Annotated in this window: 16 protein-coding genes; 11 read left to right on the plus strand and 5 right to left on the minus strand. The window is 69.1% G+C overall.

Annotation, left to right across the window (positions count from 1 at the left end; all coding sequences use genetic code 11):
* Window positions 1–20 precede the first annotated feature (20 nt).
* Window positions 21–1,295, plus strand: a complete 1,275-nt coding sequence (gene kynU / locus ACORQU_RS18665; RefSeq protein ID WP_491642511.1) for a kynureninase — start codon at window positions 21–23, stop codon at window positions 1,293–1,295.
* 31 nt (window positions 1,296–1,326) lie between these two features.
* Window positions 1,327–2,691, plus strand: a complete 1,365-nt coding sequence (locus ACORQU_RS18670; protein WP_491642512.1) for an FAD-dependent oxidoreductase — start codon at window positions 1,327–1,329, stop codon at window positions 2,689–2,691.
* Between the two features lie 16 nt (window positions 2,692–2,707).
* Here the strand turns inward: ACORQU_RS18670 and ACORQU_RS18675 are convergent, their stop codons facing one another.
* On the minus strand, window positions 2,708–3,694 hold the full coding sequence (locus ACORQU_RS18675) for a LacI family DNA-binding transcriptional regulator (protein WP_491642514.1): 987 nt from the start codon (window positions 3,692–3,694) through the stop codon (window positions 2,708–2,710).
* 155 nt (window positions 3,695–3,849) lie between these two features.
* Here ACORQU_RS18675 and ptsP point away from each other — a divergent pair, with 155 nt between their 5' ends.
* From ptsP to ACORQU_RS18710, 7 genes are all read left to right on the plus strand, one after another.
* On the plus strand, window positions 3,850–6,357 hold the full coding sequence (gene ptsP / locus ACORQU_RS18680) for a phosphoenolpyruvate--protein phosphotransferase (protein WP_491642515.1): 2,508 nt from the start codon (window positions 3,850–3,852) through the stop codon (window positions 6,355–6,357).
* The gene (gene pfkB, locus ACORQU_RS18685; protein ID WP_491642516.1) at window positions 6,354–7,301 is read left to right on the plus strand and encodes a 1-phosphofructokinase; all 948 of its coding nucleotides are present in this window, start codon (window positions 6,354–6,356) and stop codon (window positions 7,299–7,301) included. Before ptsP ends, pfkB begins: the two co-directional genes overlap by 4 nt.
* Before the next feature lie 42 nt (window positions 7,302–7,343).
* A complete protein-coding gene (locus ACORQU_RS18690) occupies window positions 7,344–9,056 on the plus strand; it encodes a PTS fructose transporter subunit IIC (protein ID WP_491642517.1) in 1,713 nt (570 codons plus the stop codon).
* A gap of 94 nt (window positions 9,057–9,150) precedes the next feature.
* A complete protein-coding gene (locus ACORQU_RS18695) occupies window positions 9,151–10,395 on the plus strand; it encodes a carbohydrate porin (protein ID WP_491642519.1) in 1,245 nt (414 codons plus the stop codon).
* 68 nt (window positions 10,396–10,463) lie between these two features.
* Complete coding sequence (sbcB, locus tag ACORQU_RS18700) at window positions 10,464–11,909, plus strand: exodeoxyribonuclease I (protein WP_491642520.1); 1,446 nt, start codon at window positions 10,464–10,466, stop codon at window positions 11,907–11,909.
* Window positions 11,910–11,973: 64 nt separating this feature from the next.
* Window positions 11,974–12,660 carry a DUF2461 domain-containing protein gene (locus ACORQU_RS18705; protein ID WP_271645619.1) on the plus strand — a complete coding sequence of 229 codons (687 nt, stop codon included), beginning with the start codon at window positions 11,974–11,976 and terminating at the stop codon, window positions 12,658–12,660.
* A gap of 13 nt (window positions 12,661–12,673) precedes the next feature.
* Entirely contained in the window at window positions 12,674–13,210 is a 537-nt protein-coding gene (locus ACORQU_RS18710; protein ID WP_491642521.1) for a DUF2939 domain-containing protein, read from the plus strand.
* Here the strand turns inward: ACORQU_RS18710 and ACORQU_RS18715 are convergent.
* The 4 genes from ACORQU_RS18715 to ACORQU_RS18730 all read right to left on the minus strand — a co-directional run bounded on the left by ACORQU_RS18715 (window position 13,146) and on the right by ACORQU_RS18730 (window position 20,524).
* Window positions 13,146–13,592, minus strand: coding sequence for a hypothetical protein (locus ACORQU_RS18715; protein ID WP_491642522.1), 447 nt, complete (start codon window positions 13,590–13,592; stop codon window positions 13,146–13,148). The two genes, ACORQU_RS18710 and ACORQU_RS18715, sit on opposite strands and share 65 nt — an antisense overlap.
* Before the next feature lie 22 nt (window positions 13,593–13,614).
* Window positions 13,615–14,568 (minus strand): 5'-nucleotidase, encoded by a 954-nt coding sequence (locus ACORQU_RS18720; protein ID WP_491642523.1) that lies wholly within the window; start codon window positions 14,566–14,568, stop codon window positions 13,615–13,617.
* A gap of 4 nt (window positions 14,569–14,572) precedes the next feature.
* Window positions 14,573–15,340, minus strand: a complete 768-nt coding sequence (locus tag ACORQU_RS18725; RefSeq protein ID WP_491642524.1) for an NAD kinase — start codon at window positions 15,338–15,340, stop codon at window positions 14,573–14,575.
* 114 nt (window positions 15,341–15,454) lie between these two features.
* Entirely contained in the window at window positions 15,455–20,524 is a 5,070-nt protein-coding gene (locus tag ACORQU_RS18730; protein ID WP_491642526.1) for an NAD-glutamate dehydrogenase, read from the minus strand.
* A gap of 284 nt (window positions 20,525–20,808) precedes the next feature.
* Here ACORQU_RS18730 and ACORQU_RS18735 point away from each other — a divergent pair, with 284 nt between their 5' ends.
* Window positions 20,809–21,432, plus strand: coding sequence for a TetR/AcrR family transcriptional regulator (locus ACORQU_RS18735; RefSeq protein WP_491642527.1), 624 nt, complete (start codon window positions 20,809–20,811; stop codon window positions 21,430–21,432).
* Between the two features lie 62 nt (window positions 21,433–21,494).
* Window positions 21,495–22,757: an efflux RND transporter periplasmic adaptor subunit gene (locus ACORQU_RS18740; protein ID WP_491642528.1), complete on the plus strand. Its 1,263-nt coding sequence runs from the start codon at window positions 21,495–21,497 to the stop codon at window positions 22,755–22,757.
* The last annotated feature ends 6 nt before the right edge of the window (window positions 22,758–22,763 follow it).

The raw sequence follows: 22,763 nt of genomic DNA on the forward strand, positions 1-22,763 counted from the left end.
TGACTTCGACCACTTCACCCATGACCGACACCCTGCACCGCACTCACGCCATCGCCTTGGACGCCGCCGATCCGCTCCGTGCGCTGCGTGCCGAATTCCTGCTGCCCCGGCACAAGAACGTCGAACAGGCGTATTTCTGCGGCAATTCGCTGGGACTGCAGCCGCGCGGCGCGCGCAAGGCGATCGAACAGGTGCTGGACAAGTGGGCGCACGAAGCGGTGGAAGGCCACTTCCGCGGCCAGGCGCAGTGGATGACCTATCACGAGCAGGTCCGCGACCCGCTGGCGCGCGTGGTCGGCGCGCTGCCCGGTGAAGTGGTCGCCATGAACACGCTCACCGCCAACCTGCACTTCATGATGGTCAGCTTCTACCGGCCCACGCGCGAGCGGCCGGCGATCCTGATCGAAGCCGGCGCGTTTCCCTCTGACCGCCACGCGGTGGAGTCGCAGATCCGCTTCCATGGTTTCGATCCGGCCACCGACCTGATCGAGCTGCAGCCGGATGAAGGGGAAGGCACTATTTCCATGGCCGCCATCGAACAGGCGATCGCCGAACACGGCCATCGCCTGGCGCTGGTGCTGTGGCCGGGCGTGCAGTACCGCACCGGCCAGGCCTTCGACCTGGGCCAGATCGCCCGCCTGGCGCACGCCGCTGGCGCGGTGGCCGGCTTCGACCTGGCCCATGCGGTCGGCAACCTGCCGCTGACCCTGCACGACGACGACGCGGATTTTGCGGTGTGGTGCCACTACAAGTACCTCAACGCCGGCCCCGGCGCGGTGGCCGGCGCCTTCGTGCACCAGCGCCACGCGCACACCGATCGGCCCCGCTTTGCCGGCTGGTGGGGGCACGAGAAGGAAACCCGCTTCCTGATGGCGCCCGAGTTCACCCCCACGCCCGGCGCCGAGGGCTGGCAGCTGAGCAATCCACCGGTGCTGGCGTTGGCTCCGCTGCTGGCCTCGCTGGAGCTGGTGGACAAGGCCGGCGGCATGCCGGCCCTGCGCGCCAAGTCGGAGAAGATGACCGGCTTTCTGGAGGAACTGATCGAGGCGCGCCTGCTGGACACGCTGGAGATCATCACCCCCGCCGAACCGGAGCGTCGCGGCTGTCAGCTGTCGCTGCGCGTGGCCGGCGGGCGTGAGCGCGGCCGCGAGCTGTTCGACTACCTGGTGTCGGTCGGCGTACTGGGCGACTGGCGCGAACCGGACGTGATCCGCATTTCGCCGGTACCCTTGTACAACTCGTTCAAGGACGTCTACCGCTTCGTGGAAGAAGTGGAGAGCTGGGCGGGCTTCTGACCCCGCGCTCGACCACCGACCAGGCCTTGCCTTGAACCACCCAAAACGCTGCATCACCCTCATCGGCGCCGGCCTGGCCGGCAGTCTGTTGGCCATCCTGCTGTCGCGTCGCGGCTGGCAGGTCACCGTCTACGAACGTCGCGGCGATCCGCGCGTCAAGGGTTACGAATCCGGCCGTTCGATCAATCTGGCGCTGGCCGAACGCGGGCGTCATGCCCTGCGCCAGGCCGGGGCCGAGGAGGCGGTGATGGCGCGCGCGGTGATGATGCGCGGGCGCATGGTGCACTTCGCGGACGGGGGCGAGCAGCTGCAGCGCTACGGGCGCGACGACAGCGAAGTGATCTGGTCGATCCACCGTGCCGACCTCAACATCGCCCTGCTGGACCTGGCCGAGGCCGCCGGAGCCCAGGTGCATTTCTATCGCCGGCTGCATACGGTCGACTTCCCGGCCGGGTATGCGCGCTTCATCGACGACCGCGACGATTCGCCGCACGACATCCGCTTCCAGACCCTGATCGGGGCCGATGGCGCCGGCTCGGCGCTGCGTGCGGCCATGGGCCGCGTCGCGCCGCTGGGTGAACGCAGCGAATTCCTCGATCACTCCTACAAGGAACTGGAGATCCCGCCGGCCGCCGAGGGCGCCTTCCGCATCGAGCCCCATGCCCTGCACATCTGGCCGCGCGGCGACTACATGTGCATCGCGCTGCCCAATGACGAAGGCACCTTCACCGTCACCCTGTTCCTGCCCAACGAGGGTGCGACCAGTTTTGCGACCGTGCGTAGCGGCGCCGAGGCACGGGCGCTGTTCGCACGCGATTTCGCCGACGCGCTTCCGCTGATCCCCAACCTGGTCCGCGACTGGGAGCACCATCCGCCGGGCCTGCTGGGCACGCTCTACCTGGATCGCTGGCGCCTGGGCGAGCGCGCGGTGCTGCTGGGCGATGCCGCGCACGCGATGGTGCCCTTCCACGGACAGGGCATGAACTGCGCGTTCGAGGACTGCGTGGCGCTGGCCGACCAGCTCGACGCGCACGAGGACCTGGCCCGCGCCTTCGCCGCGTTCGAAGCCGAGCGCAGGCCCAACGCCGAGGCGATCCAGGCCATGGCGCTGGAGAACTACGTCGAGATGCGCGACCGCGTGGACGATACGGACTTCCTGCTGCAGCGCCAGCTGGAACAGGCGCTGCAGCAGCGCCACCCGAGCCGCTTCGTGCCGCACTACACGATGGTCACCTTCATGCGCATTCCCTATGCGCTGGCGTTCTCGCGGACCCAGATCCAGCGCGCCCTGCTCATCGAGGCCACCGCGGGCAAGACCGAGCTGGCCCAGGTGGACTGGGACTGGCTGGACGCCCAGGTGCATGCGCGGCTGAGCGTGCTGACCGACATCGCCTGAACCGCCTGGCGCCGGCTCAGGCCGGTGCGCGGGTCGAGCCGCGCAGCACGCAGCGCGCGGTCATCACCAGTCGGCGCACCGGCAGCTCCGGCAACTTCATCCGCTCCAGCAGCAGCGACATGGCCGCCCGGCCCATGTCTTCGACCGGTTGCTCGACCACGCTGATGCCAGGTTCGACCAGTTCGGTCCAGCGCTCGTTGTCGAAGCCGGCCAGGGCCAGCTGGCCGGGAATGGACAACTCCGCGGCGCGGGCGGCCTTCAGCGCGCCCATCAGCAGCAGGTTGTTGCTGGCCACCAGCGCCCGCGGCGGCTGGTCCTGCGCCAGCCACTGGCCGACCGTGGCGATCGCCGCCTCGGCGGTGGGCTCGATCTCGCGGTAGTCCGGCGCCAGGCCGTGCGCCTGCATGGCGGCCAGATAGCCGTCGCGGCGTTCGGTCGCGGTGGTGCTGGTGCTGCCGAACAGACCACCGATGCGGCGATAGCCTTGCGCCAGCAGGTGCGCGACCAGCTCGGTCATGGCCGCGACGTTGTCGATCACCACGCTGTCGTGCCGTCCGCCAGCCGGCGCGCGATCGACCAGGACGGTGGGATAGTCCCACTGCATGCGATCGAGACGGCCGACGGTGGTGCGGGTAGGCGCGAAGATCAGGCCACTGATGCGCTCCTCCTGCATCATCTGCAGGTACAGCGCCTCGCGCGAGGGGTCCTCGTCGGTGTTGCACAGCATGACCCGCAGGCCCTGCTGATAGGCCACCGCTTCCACCGCGCGGATCAGGGCGGTGAAGAAGGGATTGCGGATATCCGCCACGATCACCCCGACGATGCCGCTGTGGCGCGAGCGCAGGCGCCGGGCCTGCAGGTTGAGCCGGTAGCCGGTCTGGGCGATGGCCGCCTCCACCCGTGCGCGGACCTCGGCACTGACGGCGCCACCGCCGATCACGCGCGACACCGTGGACTTGGAGACGCCCGCCACCCGGGCCACGTCGTTGATGCTGATGCTCACTGGGATCGTTTCCCTGGTTAAGTTGCCAATATCGGCCATCTTGGCCTCAGCAAAAGCTTATCGCGCCTCGCTCCCAGGGCTTTTGTGCACTGCACATTGAAATTTTGATTGGGAACGTTCCCAATTGCATCCCAGCGATCTGTTCGGAGTTCCTCGTGCCGCCACAATCCTCCCCTGCTCCGGTCGCGCTGGAGCTCATCCGCCTGGATGCCCGCGCGCGGGACAAGGCCGACGCCATCGCCCAGGTGGCCCAACTGCTCACCGCCGGCGGCTGCGTGGCCGACGGCTACCAGGCCAGCATGTCCCGCCGCGAAGAACTGGCCAACACCTTCCTGGGGCATGGCGTGGCCATCCCGCACGGCCTGGGCGAGGACCGTCATCTGGTGCGTCGCGACGGCATCGCCGTGCTGCAGCTGCCGCAGGGCGTGGAATGGAATCCGGGCCAGGTCACCCACCTGGTGGTCGGCATCGCCGCCCAGTCCGACACCCACATCACCTTGCTGCGCCGGCTCACGCGCCTGATCCAGGACGAGGCGACGCTGCAGCGCCTGTTCACCACCGCCGATGCGCAGCAGATCGTCGCCGCGCTCTCTGGCGACACCGCCAGCCAGCCGGCCGCGCCAGTCGCCGATCTGGAACACCGCTTCGACTGGACCATCGCCTATCCCAACGGGCTGCATGCGCGCCCCGCCACGCGCTGGGCCGAAGCCGCACGTCGCTTCGTCGCCCGCCTGCAGGTACGCGCCGGCGATCAGGCGGCCGATGCCAAGAGCCTGGTGGCGCTGCTGCAGCTGGGCCTGCACCAGGGCGATGAGATCGTGGTCTCGGCCGAGGGCCAGGACGCGCAGGACGCCCTGGCCGCGCTGCGCAAGGCGATGGACGGGCTGATCCTGCAGGAAAAGGCCGACGCCGAACGCGCCGTCCAGCGCCGTGCCGCGCCGGTCAACGGCTGGACGCCGCCCGAGGCGCAGGCGGCGGTGGTCGGCATCGGCGCCAGCCCGGGCCTGGCAATCGCGCCGGTGCATGTGCTGGCCAGCGCCCAGACCGAGGTGGCCGACCGGCCCACGCCGCTGGGCGAAGGCGGTGCCCAGCTGCATGAGGCCCTCAGCCGCACCCGCCAGCAGCTGCGGGCGCTGGAGGACGACACCCAGCGTCGCCTCGGCGCGGCGGACGCGGCGATCTTCAAGGCGCAGGGCGCGCTGCTGGACGACACTGATCTGATCACCCGCGCCTGCCAGCTGATGGTCGAAGGCCATGGCGTGGCCTGGTCCTGGCACCAGGCGATCGAACAGACCGCCTCGGGCCTGGCGGCGTTGGGCAACCCGGTGCTGGCCGGGCGCGCCGCGGACCTGCGCGATGTTGGCCGGCGCGTGCTGGCCCAGCTCGATCCCAGTGCCGCCGATGGCGGGCTGGCCGAGCTGCCCGAGCATCCCTGCATCCTGCTGGCCGCCGACCTGTCGCCCTCGGACACGGCCAACCTGGATCCGCAGCGCGTGCTCGGCCTGGCCACGGCACAGGGCGGCCCCACCTCGCACACCGCCATCCTCTCGCGCACGCTCGGCGTGCCGGCGCTGGTGGCCGGCGGCGCCGACCTGCTGGCCGTGGCATCGGGCACCGAGGCCATCCTCGACGGCAACAGCGGGCGCCTGTACCTGTCGCCTTCGGCCAACGACCTGGCCGCCGCGCGCGCCTGGATCGACGAACAACAGCAGGTGCGCGAACGCGAAGCCCAGCAGCGGGCGCTGCCGGCGCAGACCACCGACGGCCATCGCATCGACATCGGCGCCAACGTCAACCTGCCCGACCAGGTGCCGCTGGCGCTGGAACAGGGCGCCGAGGGCGTGGGCCTGATGCGCACCGAGTTCCTGTTCCTGGAGCGCAGCAGCACGCCGGACGAGGAGGAACAGCTGCAGACCTACCTGGCGATGGCCGCCGCGCTGGACGGACGCCCGCTGATCGTGCGCGCGCTGGACATCGGCGGCGACAAGCAGGTGGCGCACCTGGATCTGCCGCACGAGGAAAACCCGTTCCTGGGCGTGCGCGGCGCGCGCCTGCTGCTGCGCCGCCCCGACCTGCTCGAACCGCAGCTGCGCGCGCTGTATCGCGCCGCAAGCCAAGGCGCGCGCCTGTCGATCATGTTCCCGATGATCACCTCGGTGCCCGAACTGGTCGCCCTGCGCGAGATCTGCGAGCGGCTGCGCGGCGAGCTGGACGCCCCGCAGGTGCCGATCGGCATCATGATCGAGGTGCCCGCCGCCGCCGCCCAGGCCGACGTGCTGGCCCAGCACGCCGACTTCTTCTCCATCGGCACCAACGACCTGACCCAGTACGTGCTGGCGATCGACCGCCAGAATCCGGAACTGGCCGCCGAGGCCGACAGCCTGCATCCGGCCGTGCTGCGCGCCATTCACAGCACGGTCCAAGGCGCCCGCGCGCACGGGCGCTGGGTCGGCGTGTGTGGCGGCCTGGCGGGCGATCCGTTCGGCGCCTGCCTGCTGGCCGGCTTGGGCGTGGACGAACTGTCGATGACGCCCAACGACATCCCCGCGGTCAAGGCACGCCTGCGCGCCGCGGCGCGGGCCGACCTGACGGCGCTGGCGCAGCGGGCCTTGGCCTGCGCCGATGCCACCCAGGTCCGCGCCCTCGACGGAGCTAGCGCATGAGCGCGCGCGTGCTGACCGTCACCCTGAACCCGGCGATCGACCAGACCGTGCGTCTGACCACGCTGGAGCCCGGCCAGGTGCACCGCGCTGGACGCAGCCGCGAAGACGCCGGCGGCAAGGGCATCAACGTGGCCGCCTGCCTGGCCGACTGGAGTGTCCCAACCACGGCGCTGGGCGTGATCGGGGTGGACAACGAGGCCGTGTTCCGCGGTCTGTTCGAGCTGCGCGGGATCGCCGATGCCTGCCTGCGCGTGCCCGGGCAGACCCGCACCAACGTCAAGCTGGTCGAACGCGACGGCCGCACCACCGACATCAACCTGCCCGGCCTGTGCCTGGATGAAGGCGTGCTCGACGCGGTCGCCCAGCGCCTGGCGACGCTGTTACGGCCACAGATGCCGGTGGTCCTGTCCGGCAGCCTGCCTGCCGGCCTGCCGCCCACCGCCTGGGCGCTGCTGCAGGCCCAGGTCCAGGCCGCCGGTGCACGCGTGCTGCTGGACAGCAGCGGGCCCGCCCTGGTGGCCGCGCTGGAAGGCAACACGGTGCCATTCGCGGTCAAGCCCAACCGCCACGAACTGGAAGCCTGGACCGGCCGGACCTTGGCCGACCGCGACGCGGTGCTGGACGCCGGCCGCGCCCTGCTGGCGCGCGGCGTGTCGCTGGCCGCCGTCTCGATGGGCAGCGACGGCGCGCTGTTCCTCGACCACAGCGGTGCCCTGCTTGCCCGGCCGCCGCGCCTGGCCGACGGCAGCACCGTCGGCGCGGGCGATGCGATGGTGGCCGGCATCGCCGCCGCGCTGCTGGAGCCGTCCTTCGACCTGGCCGGCTGCGCACGGCTGGCCACGGCCTTTTCCATGAGCCGCCTGCACAGCGGCGATGCCCGCCGGCTCGACCCGGCCCAGGTCCGCGCCTGGGCCGGCGAAGTCCAGATCGAACGCGTCGCCTGACATCGGGCAGACGGCACACCCCAGATTTCCAGGAGTTCTCGCATGCAAGCTTCCATCGTGGTCATCGCGGCCGGCGCGCGCAGCACCGAGGCGGTCCTCGCCGCCGAGGCCCTGCGCCGCGCGGCGCGTCAACGCGGTCCTGAACCGGACATCGAGATCCGCAGCGACCAGGGCGTCACCGGCGCGCTGCCGGGGGGGCAATGCGCACAGGCCAGCGCCGTGCTGCTGGTCGAGGATGGCGATGGCGCGCCCGCGCGCTTCGGCCAGGCCGCGATCACCCAGGTCAGCCTGGACGCGGTGCTGGACGATCCCGAGGGCGTCCTGGCCGGCTGGATCGGCACGACGACGACGGCGACCGCGCCAGCGACCCAGAGCGACGGCAAGCACATCGTCGCCATCACCTCCTGCCCGACCGGCATCGCGCACACCTTCATGGCCGCCGAGGGTCTGCAACAGGCCGCCGCGGCGCTGGGCCACCACCTGCGCGTGGAGACCCAGGGCTCGGTCGGCGCGCAGGACACGCTCAGCGCGGCAGAGATCGCCCAGGCCGACGTGGTCCTCATCGCCGCCGACCGCGAGGTGGAGCTGTCGCGCTTCGGTGGCAAGCGGGTGTTCAAGAGCGGCACCAAGCCGGCGATCAACGATGGCCAGGCCCTGATCCGCAAGGCGCTGGCCGAGGCCAGCGTGCAGGCCGGCGGCGCCGACCAGGCCGCACCGAGCGAGAAGACCAAAGCCGCCGGCCCGTACAAGCACCTGATGACCGGCGTGTCGTTCATGCTGCCCTTCGTGACCGCCGGCGGCCTGCTGATCGCCCTGGCCTTTGCCATCGGCGGCATCTACGCCGGCGACGATGCGCATCGCGGCACGCTGGCCTGGAGCCTGCTACAGATCGGTGCCAAGGGCGGCTTCCTGCTGATGGTGCCGGCGTTGGCCGGCTACATTGCCTACTCCATCGCCGACCGGCCCGGAATCGCGCCGGGCATGATCGGCGGCGTGGTCGCGGCCAACATGGGCGCCGGCTTCATCGGCGGCATCCTGGCCGGCTTCGTGGCGGGCTACGGCGTGGCCTGGATCAACCGCGTGCTGCGCCTGCCGCGCAGCCTGCAGGGGCTCAAGCCGGTCCTGATCCTGCCCGTGCTGGGCACGCTGCTGGTTGGCCTGCTGATGATGTACGTGATCGGCACCCCGGTGGCGCACCTGCTGGCCTGGCTGACCGAGTGGCTGCGCGGCATGCAGGGCACCAGTGCGATCGTGCTGGGCCTGCTGCTGGGCGGCATGATGGCCGTGGACATGGGCGGACCGGTCAACAAGGCCTCCTACGCGTTCTCGACCGCGCTGATCTCCAGCCAGGTCTACACGCCGATGGCGGCGACCATGATCGGCGGCATGACCCCGCCGCTGGGCATCGCCCTGGCGACCTGGCTGTTCCGCAGCCGCTTCACCGCCGAGGAGCGCGGCACCGCCGGCGCGGCCGGCGTCCTCGGCCTGGCCTTCGTCACCGAAGGCGCCATCCCCTACGCCGCACGCGACCCGCTGCGCACGATTCCCGCACTGGTGCTGGGTTCGGCCGTGGCCGGCGCGATCTCGATGGCCGCCGGCGCCGAACTCAAGGTGCCCCATGGCGGCGTGTTCGTGCTGCCGATCCCGAACGCGGTGACGCACCTGGGCATCTACCTGCTGGCCCTGGTCATCGGCGTGGTCCTCACCGCCCTGGCCCTGGGCCTGTTCAAGAAACCGATCACGGCCAAGGGCTGACGCCCCCCGCCAACCCGGCTTGCAGCGACTGCCTCGCGCGGCGTCGTGGCCGCGCGTTCTCTCTTCGCCTTTCTCTCTTCAGGAGCCCCCACGCATGTCCACCCTCCTCCATCGCGCCCTGTCCGCCGCACTGACCCTGGCCTTGGTCCCCCTGGCCCATGCGCAGGACGTCGTGACGCCCAAACTGGCCTATACCGGCGAGGCCGCCGCGATGCTCGGCGGCGGCGAGGACTCGGGCAGCGCCTACGCAGGACAGGCGCTGGTCGGCATGGACGTCGACCTGGACAAGGCCATGGGCTGGTCTGGCGCCACGCTCAAGGCCTATGTCATCAACCGGCACGGGACCAACCTGGTCAACAGCAGTCTGGGCAGCAGTACCTCGGTGCAGGAGATCTATGGCGGCCAGGGCACGCGCCTGGCCAACTTGACGATCGAACAGAAGCTGCTCGACGACCGCCTGGTGCTCGAGGCCGGGCGCAGCGTGGCCAACATCCACTTCCTGGGCTCGGACCTGTGCCAGTACTTCCAGGGCAACTCGGCCTGCGGCAATCCCACCTATGTGTTCCGGACTAGCAGCTTCACCTGGTGGCCGGTGTCCAGCTGGATGGCCGATGCCAAGGCCTGGGTGACCCCACAGGTCTACGTGCACGTCGGTGCGTATCAGATCGACCCCAGCCAGGCGCAAGACGGTGAGCATGGCCTGCGCTGGAGCACGCGCGAGGCCACGGGCTGGATCGTGCCCTATGCGGTCGGCTGGCAGAGCCCGGCCGACGCGCGCCACAAGGCGATGTACGAACTGGGCGGCTGGCAGGACAACGCCCCCTACCGCGATCCGCTGTACGACGCCACCGGCACGCCGGCCGTGCAGAGCGGCCAGGAGTACGCCAGCCGGCACGGCCGCTCTGGCATGTACGCGCGCTTCGAACAGCAGGTCAGTGGGCCCGATGCCATGCATGGACTCACCGTGTTCGGTGCGGTGCTCAAAGGCACCTCGGGCCAGTTGATCGAAGACTGGTTCGCGCAGGCCGGCGTGGTGCACAAGGGCACCTTCGCCCGCCGCCCGCAGGACGACGTCGCGTTTGTGATCACGCGCCAGCAATACAGCGATGCGGCGCTGGAAAACCTGCGCCTGGCCCGCGCCGCGGCCGGGGGCGTCGGCACGCCCCCCAGCGGACAGACGATGATGGAACTGAGCTACGGGATCGCGATCAACCCGCACCTGCGCATCGCCCCCAGCCTGCACTACGTGATGCATCCGGACCAGTTCAACGCGCCGGGTCGCCTGCGGGACCTGCCCAATGCCTGGGTCGCCGGGCTGAGGTTCGATCTCAGTCTTTAAATCGCTCGCTCGGCCGCCGGTGTGCGCCGGCGGCATACTGTGCGGCCGTTCATCGCGCCGTATCCGCAATGGCTGAGAGTTTTTTCTTCTACGACCTGGAGACCTTCGGTCAGGATCCGCGCCGCACGCGCATCGCCCAGTTCGCCGCCCAGCGCACCGATGCGGCGCTGAATCCCATCGAGGACCCGGTCACCTTCTACGTGCAGCCGGCCGACGACCTGCTGCCCTCGCCCGTCGCCACGCTGATCACCGGCATCACCCCGCAGCAGGCGTTGGCCGACGGGGTGCGCGAGTGCGAGGCGATGGCGCGCATCTTCGAGGAAATGTCCAGGCCGGAAACCTGCACGCTGGGCTGGAACACCTTGCGCTTCGACGATGAGTTCGTGCGCCACGGTCTGTTCCGCAATTTCTTCGATCCTTACGAACGCGAGTGGCGCGGCGGCAACTGCCGCTGGGACCTGCTGGACGTGGCACGGCTGTTCCACGCCCTGCGCCCGGAGGGCGTGCACTGGCCGCAGCGCGAGGACGGCAAGGGCACCTCGTTCAAGCTCGAACACCTGGCCCTGGCCAATGAAGTGCGCGTCGGTGACGCGCACGAGGCCATGTCCGACGTGCGCGCAACGCTGGGCATCGCGCGGGCCATGCGCAACGCGCAGCCGCGCCTGTGGGATTACGCCCTGCAGCTGCGCAACAAACGTTTTGCCGCCAGCCTGCTGGACACCGTGGCGATGACGCCACTGCTGCACGTCTCGCAACGCTATCCCGCCCAGCGCCTGTGCGCCGCGCCGGTGCTGCCGCTGGCGCGTCATCCGCACATCGACAGCCGGGTGATCGTGCTGGACCTGGAGGATGACGCCGGACAGGCCCTGCTGGACCTGGACCCGGGGGACATCGCCGACCGCCTCTACACCCCGCGTGCCGACCTGCCCGAAGGGGTGCGCCGGGTACCGCTCAAGGAGGTCCACCTCAACCGCTGCCCGGCCCTGGTGCCCTGGCACTACCTGCGCGAGGCCGATTTCGCGCGGCTGGGCATCGACCCGACCGCCATCGAGGTCCAGGCTAGGCAGCTGCGCGAACATGCCGGTCTGGTGGCAGAGAAGGTCCGCCAGGTCTTCGCCAGCGAGCGCGCGCACGACACGCCCGACCCGGATGCGTCGCTCTACGGGGGCTTTTTGGCCGAGGGCGACAAACGCAAGCTGGCCGAGGTGCGCGGCACCCCACCGGCGCAACTGGGCACGCGCGCGTTCGGCTTCAAGGATGCACGGCTGGAGGAACTGCTGTTCCGCTATCGCGCGCGCAACTGGCCCGACACGTTAGAGGCCACCGAACGCGCCCGCTGGGACGACTACCGACGACAGCGCCTGTCCGCAGGCAGCCCGCTGTCCGAATATGGATTCCCTGAGTTCTTCTCCGAAATCGACGGACTGCGCGTGGCGCATGCCGGCGATGGCGCCAGACTGGCCCTGCTCGACCAGCTGCAGGCCTACGGACGGGCGCTGCAGGCCGGGCTCTGAGCCTTCCACGCGCCCTTGCTGCCGCCATCGTCACCCTGTTCCCTTTCTTCAAGATCCGCGCTGCATGAGTACCTATTTCTCCGACGCCAGCTTCAAGTTCCTCAAGGCCCTGGCGCGCCACAACGACAAGACCTGGTTCAACGCGCACAAGCAGCAGTACGAAGACCATGTGCGCCAGCCGTTCCTGCATCTGCTGACCGACCTGCAGCCGGACCTGGCCGCGGTCAGCGACAAGTTCCGCTCCGACCCCAAGACGGTCGGTGGCTCACTGTTCCGCATCTATCGCGATGCGCGCTTCTCCAACGACAAGTCGCCCTACAAGCTGTGGCAGGGCGCGCGCCTGTACCACGAGCGCCGCAAGCAGGTGCCTGCGCCGTCGTTCTATCTGCACCTGCAGCCGGGCGAAAGCTTCGTCGGCGCCGGCGTGTGGCATCCGGAAAGCGACACGCTGCGCAAGCTGCGCCAGTTCATCTTCGACAACCCCGCGACATGGAAGGCCGCCGCGCATGCTCCGGCCTTCCGCAGGCGCTTCGATTTCGAGGAATCGGAGATGCTCAGCCGTCCGCCGCGCGGATTTCCGGCCGAATTCGAGTTCATCGAAGACCTCAAACACAAGAACTTCGTGTTCTGGCGGGCGCTGGACGATGCGACGATGACCGGGCCGAAGCTGCGCCAGACCCTCGCTGCGGACTTGGCTGCGCTGGGCCCGTTCGTGGACTATCTATGCGCGGCGCTGGACCTGGAATTCTGAAGCGGAGCGGACGATGAAGAAGTGGATCGCGCTGGTGCTGGTCGTGCTGCTCGCCCTGGGCGGCTTCGTCGCGGCCGGGCCGTACATCGCCATCCATGGCATCCAGTCCGCCCTGGCCGAGCAGGACACCGGCAAGCTGGAGCGCTACGTGGACTTTCCCACCCTGCGCACGAACCTGCGCGCACAGCTGCAGGACCGCATCGTGCGCGCGGCCGGCGCCGAATCACAATCCAGCTTCTTCGGCGCGCTGGCGCTGTCCCTGGCCGGCGGTGCCGCGGGGCTCGGCGTAGACGCGATGGTCACCCCGACCGGCATCGCCGCGATCCTGCATGGCCGCGCGATCTGGAAGCGCGCCAGCGGCGACACCGCCAACGGCGACACCTACGGCCCACCGCGCCCGGCCGAGCCGCTCGAGCACGCCCAGGGCCGCTATACCTCGCTCTCGCGCTTCACCGCCACCACCCAGACCGACGGCGGCGGCACGCTCACCTTCGTGTTCGACCGCCAGGGCCTGGTGTGGAAGCTGACGGATGTCCGGTTGCCGCGCTGATCGCGCGGTGACCGAGCCTGCTCAACGAAGCGGTTCGATCAGCATCGTGCAGATTTCGGCAAACACGCCTGTCGCCAGCAGGATCCCGATGCTCGCAAGCACTGCCATCCCTTCCCCGCTTCCATCCACGTGAACGGATGAAATAGTAGGGAAGCGCCAAGCCGGCCAATCCGAACACCGCGACATTGAGGAAGGAAGATCGTCGATAGGCGCGACCGATGGCGTCGGCCCGGAACCAGGCAAAAATAGCGCCGGCCGACATCAGAAGCAGGGTGATGCGCAGCATCTCGTGCATCGATGCGCTCATCAGCCATTGCGAAGCAATCGCTTCTGCTACCGAGAACAGCACGAACAGGAACAGCGCGATGCGCTTTGCTTTCATGCTGAGCCTCCGGTTGCCGACCTCACTCGTTCGCCACCCCATGCGGCACATGCCCGGCGAAGCTCTGGTACTGCAGGGCGCTGTCGATGTTGTGCTGGGAGTCGTCGAAGAAGATGTCCGCGCCGAAGGCGGCCAGGAACGGCCCCTTGTGGCGGCCGCCCAGGAACAGCGCCTCGTCCAAGCGCACGCCCCACTCGCGCAGGGTGCGGATCACCCGCTCATGCGCGGGAGCAGACCGTGCAGTGACCAGCGCGGTACGGATCGGCGCGTCCTCGCCCGGCGGGAACGCCGCCTGCAGCTGGTGCAGCGCGGAGAGGAAGTTGCGGAACGGCCCGCCGGAGAGCAGCTCGCGCGCCTTCTGCTGCTCGTGCCGGCCGAAGGCCTCCACGCCCTGCTCGCGCGAGATGCGTTCGCTCTCATCGCCGAAGATCACCGCGTCGCCGTCGAAGGCGATGCGCAGCTGGGTGGACAGGCGCCCGGCCGGCAGTTCGCCGGCCGCGGCAGCGGCTTCCTCGGCGCGCTCGCCCGGCGGCTTGGGCAGGATGGTGGCCGCGGCGATGCCGTGGCTGAGGGCGCTGCGCACCGAATCGGGGTTGGCCGACAGGAACAGGTCGGTGCCGAACGGCTTGACGTAGGGCCAGGTCGGCTCGCCGGCAGTGAAGGTGGCGCGCACGATGTCCAGCCCGTAGTGCTGGATCGAATTGAAGATACGCAGCCCGGTGTCGGCCGAGTTGCGCGACAGCAGGATCACCTCGACTCGGGGACTGTCCTCGGGCGCACCATGGTTGAGCGCCAGCAGCTTGCGCACCACGGTAAAGGCCACCCCAGGCGGCAGCACGTCGTCCTCGTGCGCGCGCTGGTAGGCCGCGTAGGCCTCCAGCCCTTCGGCCTGCCACAGCGCGTGGCTCTCCTCCAGGTCGAACAGCGCGCGCGAGGTCACTGCGACGGTCAGCAGGCGGGGCGTGTTGTCGGGCATGAGGCTAGAAAACGAACTGTTCGCTGAAGATGCGTTCTTCCAGGTTGTGTTCCGGGTCGAACAGCAGGGTCACGGTACGGTCGCGCGACTCGCGGATCGTCACCTCGGTCACCCCGCGGAACTCGTGCGAGTCGGCGGTCGCGCTGACCGGCCGCTTGTAGGGGTCCAGGACGGTGAAGCGCACCTCGGTATCGGCCTTGAGGATGGCACCGCGCCAGCGCCGCGGCCGGTACGGTGCGATCGGGGTCAGGGCGATGGTATTGCTGGCCAGCGGCAGGATCGGGCCATGCGCCGAATAGTTGTAGGCGGTGCTGCCGGCCGGGGTGGCCACCAGCACGCCGTCGCCGGTCATCTCGTCCACGCGGGTCTGGCCATTGAGGTCGATGCGCAGCTGCGCGGCCTGGCGGGTCTGGCGCAGCAGCGAGACCTCGTTGTAGGCCAGCGACTGCACTTCGATCCCCGACTCGGTCTGCGCGGTCATCTCCAGCGGACGCAGCTTGGTCGGCTCGGCGCCGGCGATGCGCTCGTGCAGGTCGGCCTCGCGCTGGAGGTTCATCAAAAATCCCACCGTGCCCAGCTTCATGCCGAACACCGGCTTGCCCAGCTGCGCGTGCCGATGCAGCGTCTGCAGCATGAAGCCGTCGCCGCCGAGGGCGACCAGGATGTCGGCCTGTTCGGGCGCGTGCTGCCCGTAGCGGGCGGACAGGGTTTCGAGGGCCTGCTGCGCCGAGGGGGCGGGACTGGCCAGGAAGGCAAGGCGGGGGGGCGTCATGCGGCGAAGGATAGCGCGCCACGCGCGCAATGACGTGTGGCCGACACGCGCAAACACGCGGGGCGGGATGCCTGGCATCCCGCCCCGCGCTGGTTGACGCCCTGATCGCGACGATCAGGTCAGCTGCGAGAGCCGTTGCACCGCCACCGAGGCGGTCGGATAGTCCAGCGACCGCTGCGCGGCGACCTCGTCCAGCATGGACAGGGTGAAGCGCAGGGCCGGGTCATCGCGCTCCAGCCAGTGGGCCACCTTGGCCTCGGCGGTGTCGCCCGGCAGGGCCAGGGCCTGCAGGGTCAGCGCGCGCAGATGCGCACCCAGCTCGTCGCGCAGCACGCCACGGGCCACGGCATGCCAGCGACCATCGACCTGCAGTGCGTCGATCTGGGTGAACAGCCACGGCAGGTGCAGCGCGTCGCCCAGCCGGTAGTAGACCTTGGACACGGCCACCGGCGAGAGCTTGCGCGAGCGGGCCAGCTCGATGATGTCCGCCGACGGCTCCAGGTACGGCAATGCGGCCAGCTGCCCGGCCAGGGCCTCCGGCACGCCCTTGGCGATCCAGTCGGCCAGGCTGGCCTCATAGGCCGGACGCAGCGAATCGGGCAGCACGCCATCGGCCGCACGGATGTCGTTGAAGCCACCGTGATAGCGCTCCACCGCCGTGGCGATGCCGGGAATCGCGCCGGGGCGAGTCAGCAGCCAGCGGGTAAAGCTGCGCTGCAGGCCCCAGATCACCTGCAGGGCGTCGATCTGCACCGACTCTGCGACCTGGCCGTCCAGCGCGTCGATCTGAGTCCACAGGGCACGCGCGTCCAGCGTCTCGCGAGTGATCGTATAGGCCTTGGCGACCTCGCCGATGTCGCGGCCGGTGTCCTCCTGCATGCGCATCAGGAAGGTGGCGCCCATGCGGTTGATGGTCGAATTGGTCACCGCGGTGGCAATGATCTCGCGCTTGAGGCGGTGCTTCTCCATCTGCGCGGCGTACTTCTTCTGCAGCGGCTGCGGGAAGTAGCGCTGCAGCTCCTTGGACAGGTACGGATCCTCGGGGATGTCGGTCTCCAGCAGTTCGGAGAAGGCCACCAGCTTGGCGTAGGACAGCAGCACCGACAGCTCGGGGCGGGTCAGGCCCTGTCCGCGCGCCTTGCGCTCGGCGAACTCGGCATCCGAGGGCAGGTATTCGATCTGCCGGTCCAGCAGGCCACGCGACTCCAGCACCTGCACGAAGTGCTGCTTGGAGCCCAGGCGCGGCACGCTCATGCGCTCCATCAGGCTCAGCGCCTGGTTCTGGCGGTAGTTGTCGGTGAGCACCAGTTGGCCAACTTCGTCGGTCATCTGCGCCAGCAGGGTGTTGCGGGCCTTCTCGGCCAGCTTCTTCTGCTGCACCACCCCGTCGAGCAGGATCTTGATGTTGACCTCGTGGTCGGAGGTGTCCACGCCGGCGGAGTTGTCGATGAAGTCGGTGTTGAGCAGGACACCGGCCTGGGCGGCCTCGATGCGGCCCAGCTGGGTCAGGCCCAGGTTGCCGCCCTCGCCCACCACCTTGCAGCGCAGGTCGCGACCGTTGACGCGCAGGGCGTTGTTGGCGCGATCGCCCACGTCGGCATGCGACTCGGAGGCGGCCTTGACGTAGGTACCGATGCCGCCGTTCCACAACAGGTCCACCGGCGCCTTGAGGATGGCGCTGAGCAGCTCGGTCGGGGACAGGCTGGTGACCTGCGCGTCCAGACCCAGGGCGTCACGCACCTGCGGGGTGATGGCGATGGTCTTGAGCGTGCGCGGATACACCCCGCCACCGGCGGAAATCAGCTTGGTGTCGTAGTCGGCCCACGACGAGCGCGGCAGCTTGAACATGCGTGCGCGCTCGGCGTACGAGCGCGCCGCATCCGGCGCGGGGTCCAGGAAGATATGGCGGTGGTCGAAGGCCGCCACCAGCTGGATGTGCTCGGACAGCAGCATGCCGTTGCCGAACACGTCGCCGGACATGTCGCCCACGCCCACGCAGGTGAAGTCCTGGGTCTGACTGTCGCGCCCCAGCGCACGGAAGTGGCGCTTGACCGATTCCCATGCGCCCTTGGCGGTGATGCCCATGCCCTTGTGGTCGTAACCGACCGAGCCGCCCGAGGCGAAGGCATCGCCCAGCCAGAAGCCATGGTCGATGGCCAGGCCGTTGGCGATATCGGAGAAGGTCGCCGTGCCCTTGTCCGCCGCGACCACCAGGTAGGGATCGTCTTGGTCATGGCGGACCACGTCGGCCGGCGCCACGATCTTGCCGCCGACAATGTTGTCGGTGATGTCCAGCAGGCCCTGGATGAACATCTTGTAGCAGGCGATGCCCTCGGCCGTGATCGCCTCGCGCTCACCGCTGGCCGGTGGCTGCTTGACGTAGAACCCGCCTTTGGCGCCGACCGGCACGATGACCGTGTTCTTGACCATCTGCGCCTTGACCAGGCCCAGCACTTCGGTGCGGAAGTCCTCGCGTCGGTCCGACCAGCGCAGGCCGCCGCGGGCCACCGCGCCGAAGCGCAGGTGCACACCTTCCACACGGGGTCCGCACACGAAGATCTCGCGATACGGCCGTGGACGCGGCAGGTCCGGCACGTTGGCCGAGTCGAACTTGAAGCTGATGGTGTGCGCCGGCGCGCCATCGGGACCGGTCTGGAAGTAACTGGTGCGCAGCGTGGCCTCGATGCAGCCCATGATGCTGCGCAGGATGCGGTCGTCGTCCAGGCTGGAGACGCCGTCGAGCAGCTTGACCAGCGCCGCATGCACGGCCTCGCCCTGCGCGGCGCGGTCCTGGCCGGCCGCCTGCGCGAGCTGGGCCAGCACCTTGGCGGTGTCTTCGTCGGCTTCATCGCCCAAGACCCGCAACTGGGCGACGAGCGCCTCGGCACGCACCTTGTTGCGTGCCTTGGCCGGCTGGTCCAGGGCCGGATCGAAGCGCGCCTCGAACAGCCGCACCAGCAGCGCGGCCAGCAACGGATACCGACTCAGGGTGTCTTCCACCGAGCCTTGCGAGAACGGCACTCCGGTCTGCAGCAGATACTTGGTGTAACCGCGCAGCACCGCGACCTGGCGCCAGTCCAGACCGGCGCGCAGCACCAGACGGTTGAAACGGTCGTTTTCGGCATCGCCGCGCCAGACCCGGGCGAAGGCTTCGTCGAAATCCGCCGCGCGGGCCACCACATCGATGGGGGCACCGGTGGCCGACTCGACCTCGAACTCCTGGATGTAGGCAACCTGGCCGTCGACCTCCAGGCGGAACGGGTGCTCGGAGATGACCCGCAGGCCCATATTCTCCATCAGCGGCAGCGCGTCGGACAAGGGGATGTCCTGGCCGAGACGATACAGATTGAGCCGCAGCGCGCCTTCGCCGGCGCGGTGCAGGCTGGAGCGGTACAGGCTCAGACGCAGGTCGTGGGGGCCTTCCAGTGCAGCCAGCCGCTCCACGTCGTCGGCGGCCAGCTGCACCGACACGTTCTCGATGTAGTTCTGCGGCAACGCGCGACCATAGGCGGAGGCCAGCACCAGGCCACGGGCCTCGCCGTGGCGATGGATGAGCACTTCACGCAGATCGTCCTGCCAGTTGCGCAGCAGGTGGGCCAGCTGGGATTCCAGTTCGGCCGCGTCCACGCTGACTTCCTCGCCCGCGCGCGGGCGCACGGTCAGGTGCAACTGCGCCAGGGGCGACTCGCCCAGCTGGACCGAGGTGTCCACGGCCTCGCCGTGCAGGGCCTGCTTCATCAAGGCCTCGATGCGCAGTCGCAGCTCGGTGTTGAAGCGGTCGCGCGGGATGTACACCAGCGCCGACCAGAAGCGCCCGTAGCGGTCACGCCGCAGGAACAGTTTGCTGCGCACGCGCTCCTGCAGGCCCAGGATGCCCATGGCCGTACGGGCCAGCTCGTCCTGGCGGGACTGGAACAGCTCCTCGCGCGGCAGGCTCTCCAGGATATGGCGCAGCGCCTTGCCGCTGTGGCTGTTGGGCGACAGGCCGGACTGGCGCATCACGTGATCGTGGCGCTCGCGCACCAGCGGGATCTCCCACGGACGCCGGTTGTACGCACTGGAAGTGAACAGTCCCAGGAAGCGCTGCTCGCCGGTGATGCGGCCGTTGCCGTCGAAGGACAGCACGCCGATGTAATCCATGTAGCCCTTGCGGTGTACGGTGGCGCGGGCGTTGGTCTTGGTGAGGATCATCGCCTCGCCCTCGCCTGCCTCGTTGAGCAGGTTGGCGGCCAGCGATTGCACTGGTCGCGGCTGGCCGGAGGCGTGGCCGCGCAGCATGCCCAGGCTGGTGTCTTCCTGCGGCACCAGCACCTCCTGGCCGCCCTGCTTCTGCACGCGGTACTCGCGGTAACCGAAGAAGGTGAAGTGGTCATTGGCCGCCCAGCGCAGGAACTCCTGGGTTTCGCGGCGCATCGCATCGGAAACCGGCATGCGGCGCGTGGCCAGGTCCTCGGACACGGCCAGCATCTTCTCGCGCATCACGCTCCAGTCGCGCACGATCTGGCGCACCTCGTCCAGCACAGCCTGCACCTGCGCGGTGATGCGCGGCATGGCGTCGGCCGGCTGCCGGTCGATCTCCAGCAGCATCAGCGATTCGGCCTTGCCCTCGCCCACCGCCATGATCTTGCCGGCCTTGTCACGCTCGAAGCGCACCACCGGATGGCCCAGCACATGGACGCCGACGCCCATTGCGGCCAGCGCCATGCTCACCGAGTCGACCAGGAACGGCATGTCGTCGTTGACGATCTGCAGCACCGAATGCGGCGACTCCCAGCCATTGGCCTTGGCCGTGGCGTTGAACACGCGCACGTTCGCCGTGCCCGGCTTGCGCACCCGGGCGAATTCCAGCATGTCGGTGGCCATCGCCGCCCAGCCCTCGGGCGTGTGATGCGGGTACTCGTCTTGCTCCATGCGCCGGTAGAACGCCTCGGCGAACAGACGCGCCTGCTCGCGTTTGGCCGCAGGCAACCGCGCCTTGAGCGCGTCATGGATGGGTTGCAGGGAGAAGGCGACCAGGGCTGCGCCCGCCTTGGGTGTGGAGCGGGCCACCGCATCGGCGACCCGCTTGCCGGGCGTCGGCCGGCTCGACTTGGTGCCCTTGGGACTGCCCTTGGTCTCGGCCTGCTTGGCCTTGGCGGTAGGGGCGGATTTCGCGCGGAGCCTGCTGCTGCCGGTGGTGCTCATAACAGTGCGTACACACAATGAAGGTAATTGGCCATTGTATGCCCGCCCCCCGTGACAACCGTGCTGCGCGGCATCAAAAACGCACGGGCTTTCATCTGCGTGCAAGGTCCGCACACGCGGTGCCCGATCGATGAAGTGAGGGTCCTTTTTGCCAGTGGTACTGACCTCGGATGACCGCGTCGTCAGGGCAACATCACGCGCGTTTCACAACCGGCTGAAGTGGCGCCAGGTCAGGACTTCTGGGGGTATTCAAATTCTAAACTGGACGGTATAGTCCAGCCCCAATGAACGCCCCTACCCCCTCCCCTCTTGGCGCCGAGCGGCGCCAGCGGGTGCTCGATGCCACCCGTGAGCTCATGGCCGAGCACGGGTTCCGCGTGAGCATGGATGCGGTGGCCCAGCGGGCGGGATGCTCGAAGCAGACCTTGTATGCACAGTTCGGCAGCAAGCAGGCGTTGATGCAGGCCTTGATGCATGAGCACCTGGAGTTGACCACCTCGCAACTGGAGTCCTTCGATGGCCGCCTGCGCGAGCCACTGCTCCGATTCGGCCTTGAGCACATCGAGCGCATCAGCGAGCCGGGCGCGGTCGCCAGCCTGCGGCTGCTCAGTGCGGAGGCGCCGCAATACCCCGACGAGGCGCGCAGTCTTTGGCAAGAAGGCGCCGAGCGGCTGGTTTCGCGCGTCTCCGACTGGCTGCGCCAGGCCATGGACGCGGGTCTGCTGCGGCATGACCAACCGCACGCGGCAGCCGAGCTGTTGCTGGGCATGCTCGTCGGGCTGGACGCGGATCGACAGCGCTTCTCGCTGTCCCAGCGCGACCCGGCCGCTCGCCGGGCCTGGGTGGAGTTCGCCACCGATACCTTCCTCAAAGCGTTCGCCCCCACCTCGCGCATGGCCGCCTGCTGAGCGCCACGCCAGGCTTTCTACTCATTACATCACTACCCAACGTTTTATCTGGAGCACTCCTCATGACCGCCCCAACCCGCTCGCTCCTGCTCGGCTCCGCCATCGTGCTGGCACTGGCCGCCTGCAACAAGAAGGAAGAACAGCAGGCCCCGCCGCCGCCGGAGGTGGGCGTGGTCACCGTGCAGCCGCAGGACGTGCCGCTGGTGCGCGACTTCAGCGCGCGTCTGGCGCCGGTCCGCAGCGCCGACGTGCGTGCGCGTGTGCCCGGGGTGCTGCTCAAGCGCACCTATGAAGAAGGCACCGACGTGAAGGAAGGCCAGGTGCTGTTCAAGATCGACCCGGCACCGCTGCAGGCCGACCTCTCCTCGGCGCAGGGCCAGTTGGCCTCGGCCCAGGCGACCTACACCAATGCCCATGTCGCCGCCGAGCGCGCGCGCCAGCTGGCGCCGCAGAAGTATGTCTCGCAGTCCGACCTGGACAATGCCCAGGCCACCGAGCGCAGCGCCGCTGCCTCGCTGCAGCAGGCCAGGGCCGCCGTCACCAATGCCAAGATCAATCTCGGCTATGCCGATGTCACCGCGCCAATTTCCGGACGCGCTGGCAAGCAGCAGGTCACCGAGGGCGCGCTGGTGGGCGCGGAGGGCGTCACCCTGCTGACCACCGTCGATCAGATCGATCCGCTGTACGTGAACTTCTCGATGAGCTCGTCCGAGTTGCAGTCGCTGCGCCAGGCGCAGGGCCAGGGCGAGGTCAACCTGTCAGATACCGCCCACACCAAGCTTGATGTGGTGATGAACAACGGCACTCGCTACGACCAGCAGGGCACGCTGGACTTCTCCGATGTCGTGGTCGACCAGGCCACCGGTGCGGTCTCGCTGCGCGCCACCCTGCCCAACCCGCAGAAGGTGCTGCTGCCGGGTAGCTTCGTCACCGTCGAAGTCAACCTGGGGACACGCAAGGACGTCTTCCTGGTACCGCAGGCGGCCGTGCAGCGTGACACCAACGGCGCCTATGCCCTGGTAGTGGGCGGCGATGGCAAGGTCGCACGCAAGGATGTGCAAATCGAGAATCGCGCGCTCAAGGGCCAGTGGATCGTCACCGGCGGCCTCAAGACCGGCGACAAGGTGATCGCGCTCGGCCTGCAGAAGGCCCGCGAAGGCGCCCCGGTCAAGGCGGTTCCTTACGACCAGGCCAAGGCCCAGGCCCAGCCGGGTGGTGCCGGACAGGGCCAGCAGCCAGGCGGCGCACAGGCTCCGGCCGATGCTTCCGCTTCCGACCAGCCGGGCGGCGACGCCAAGCAGTCTGACCAGGGTCAGGCCCAGTAAGGAATT

It is taken from the genome of Pseudoxanthomonas sp. JC1303 (assembly GCF_058448525.1).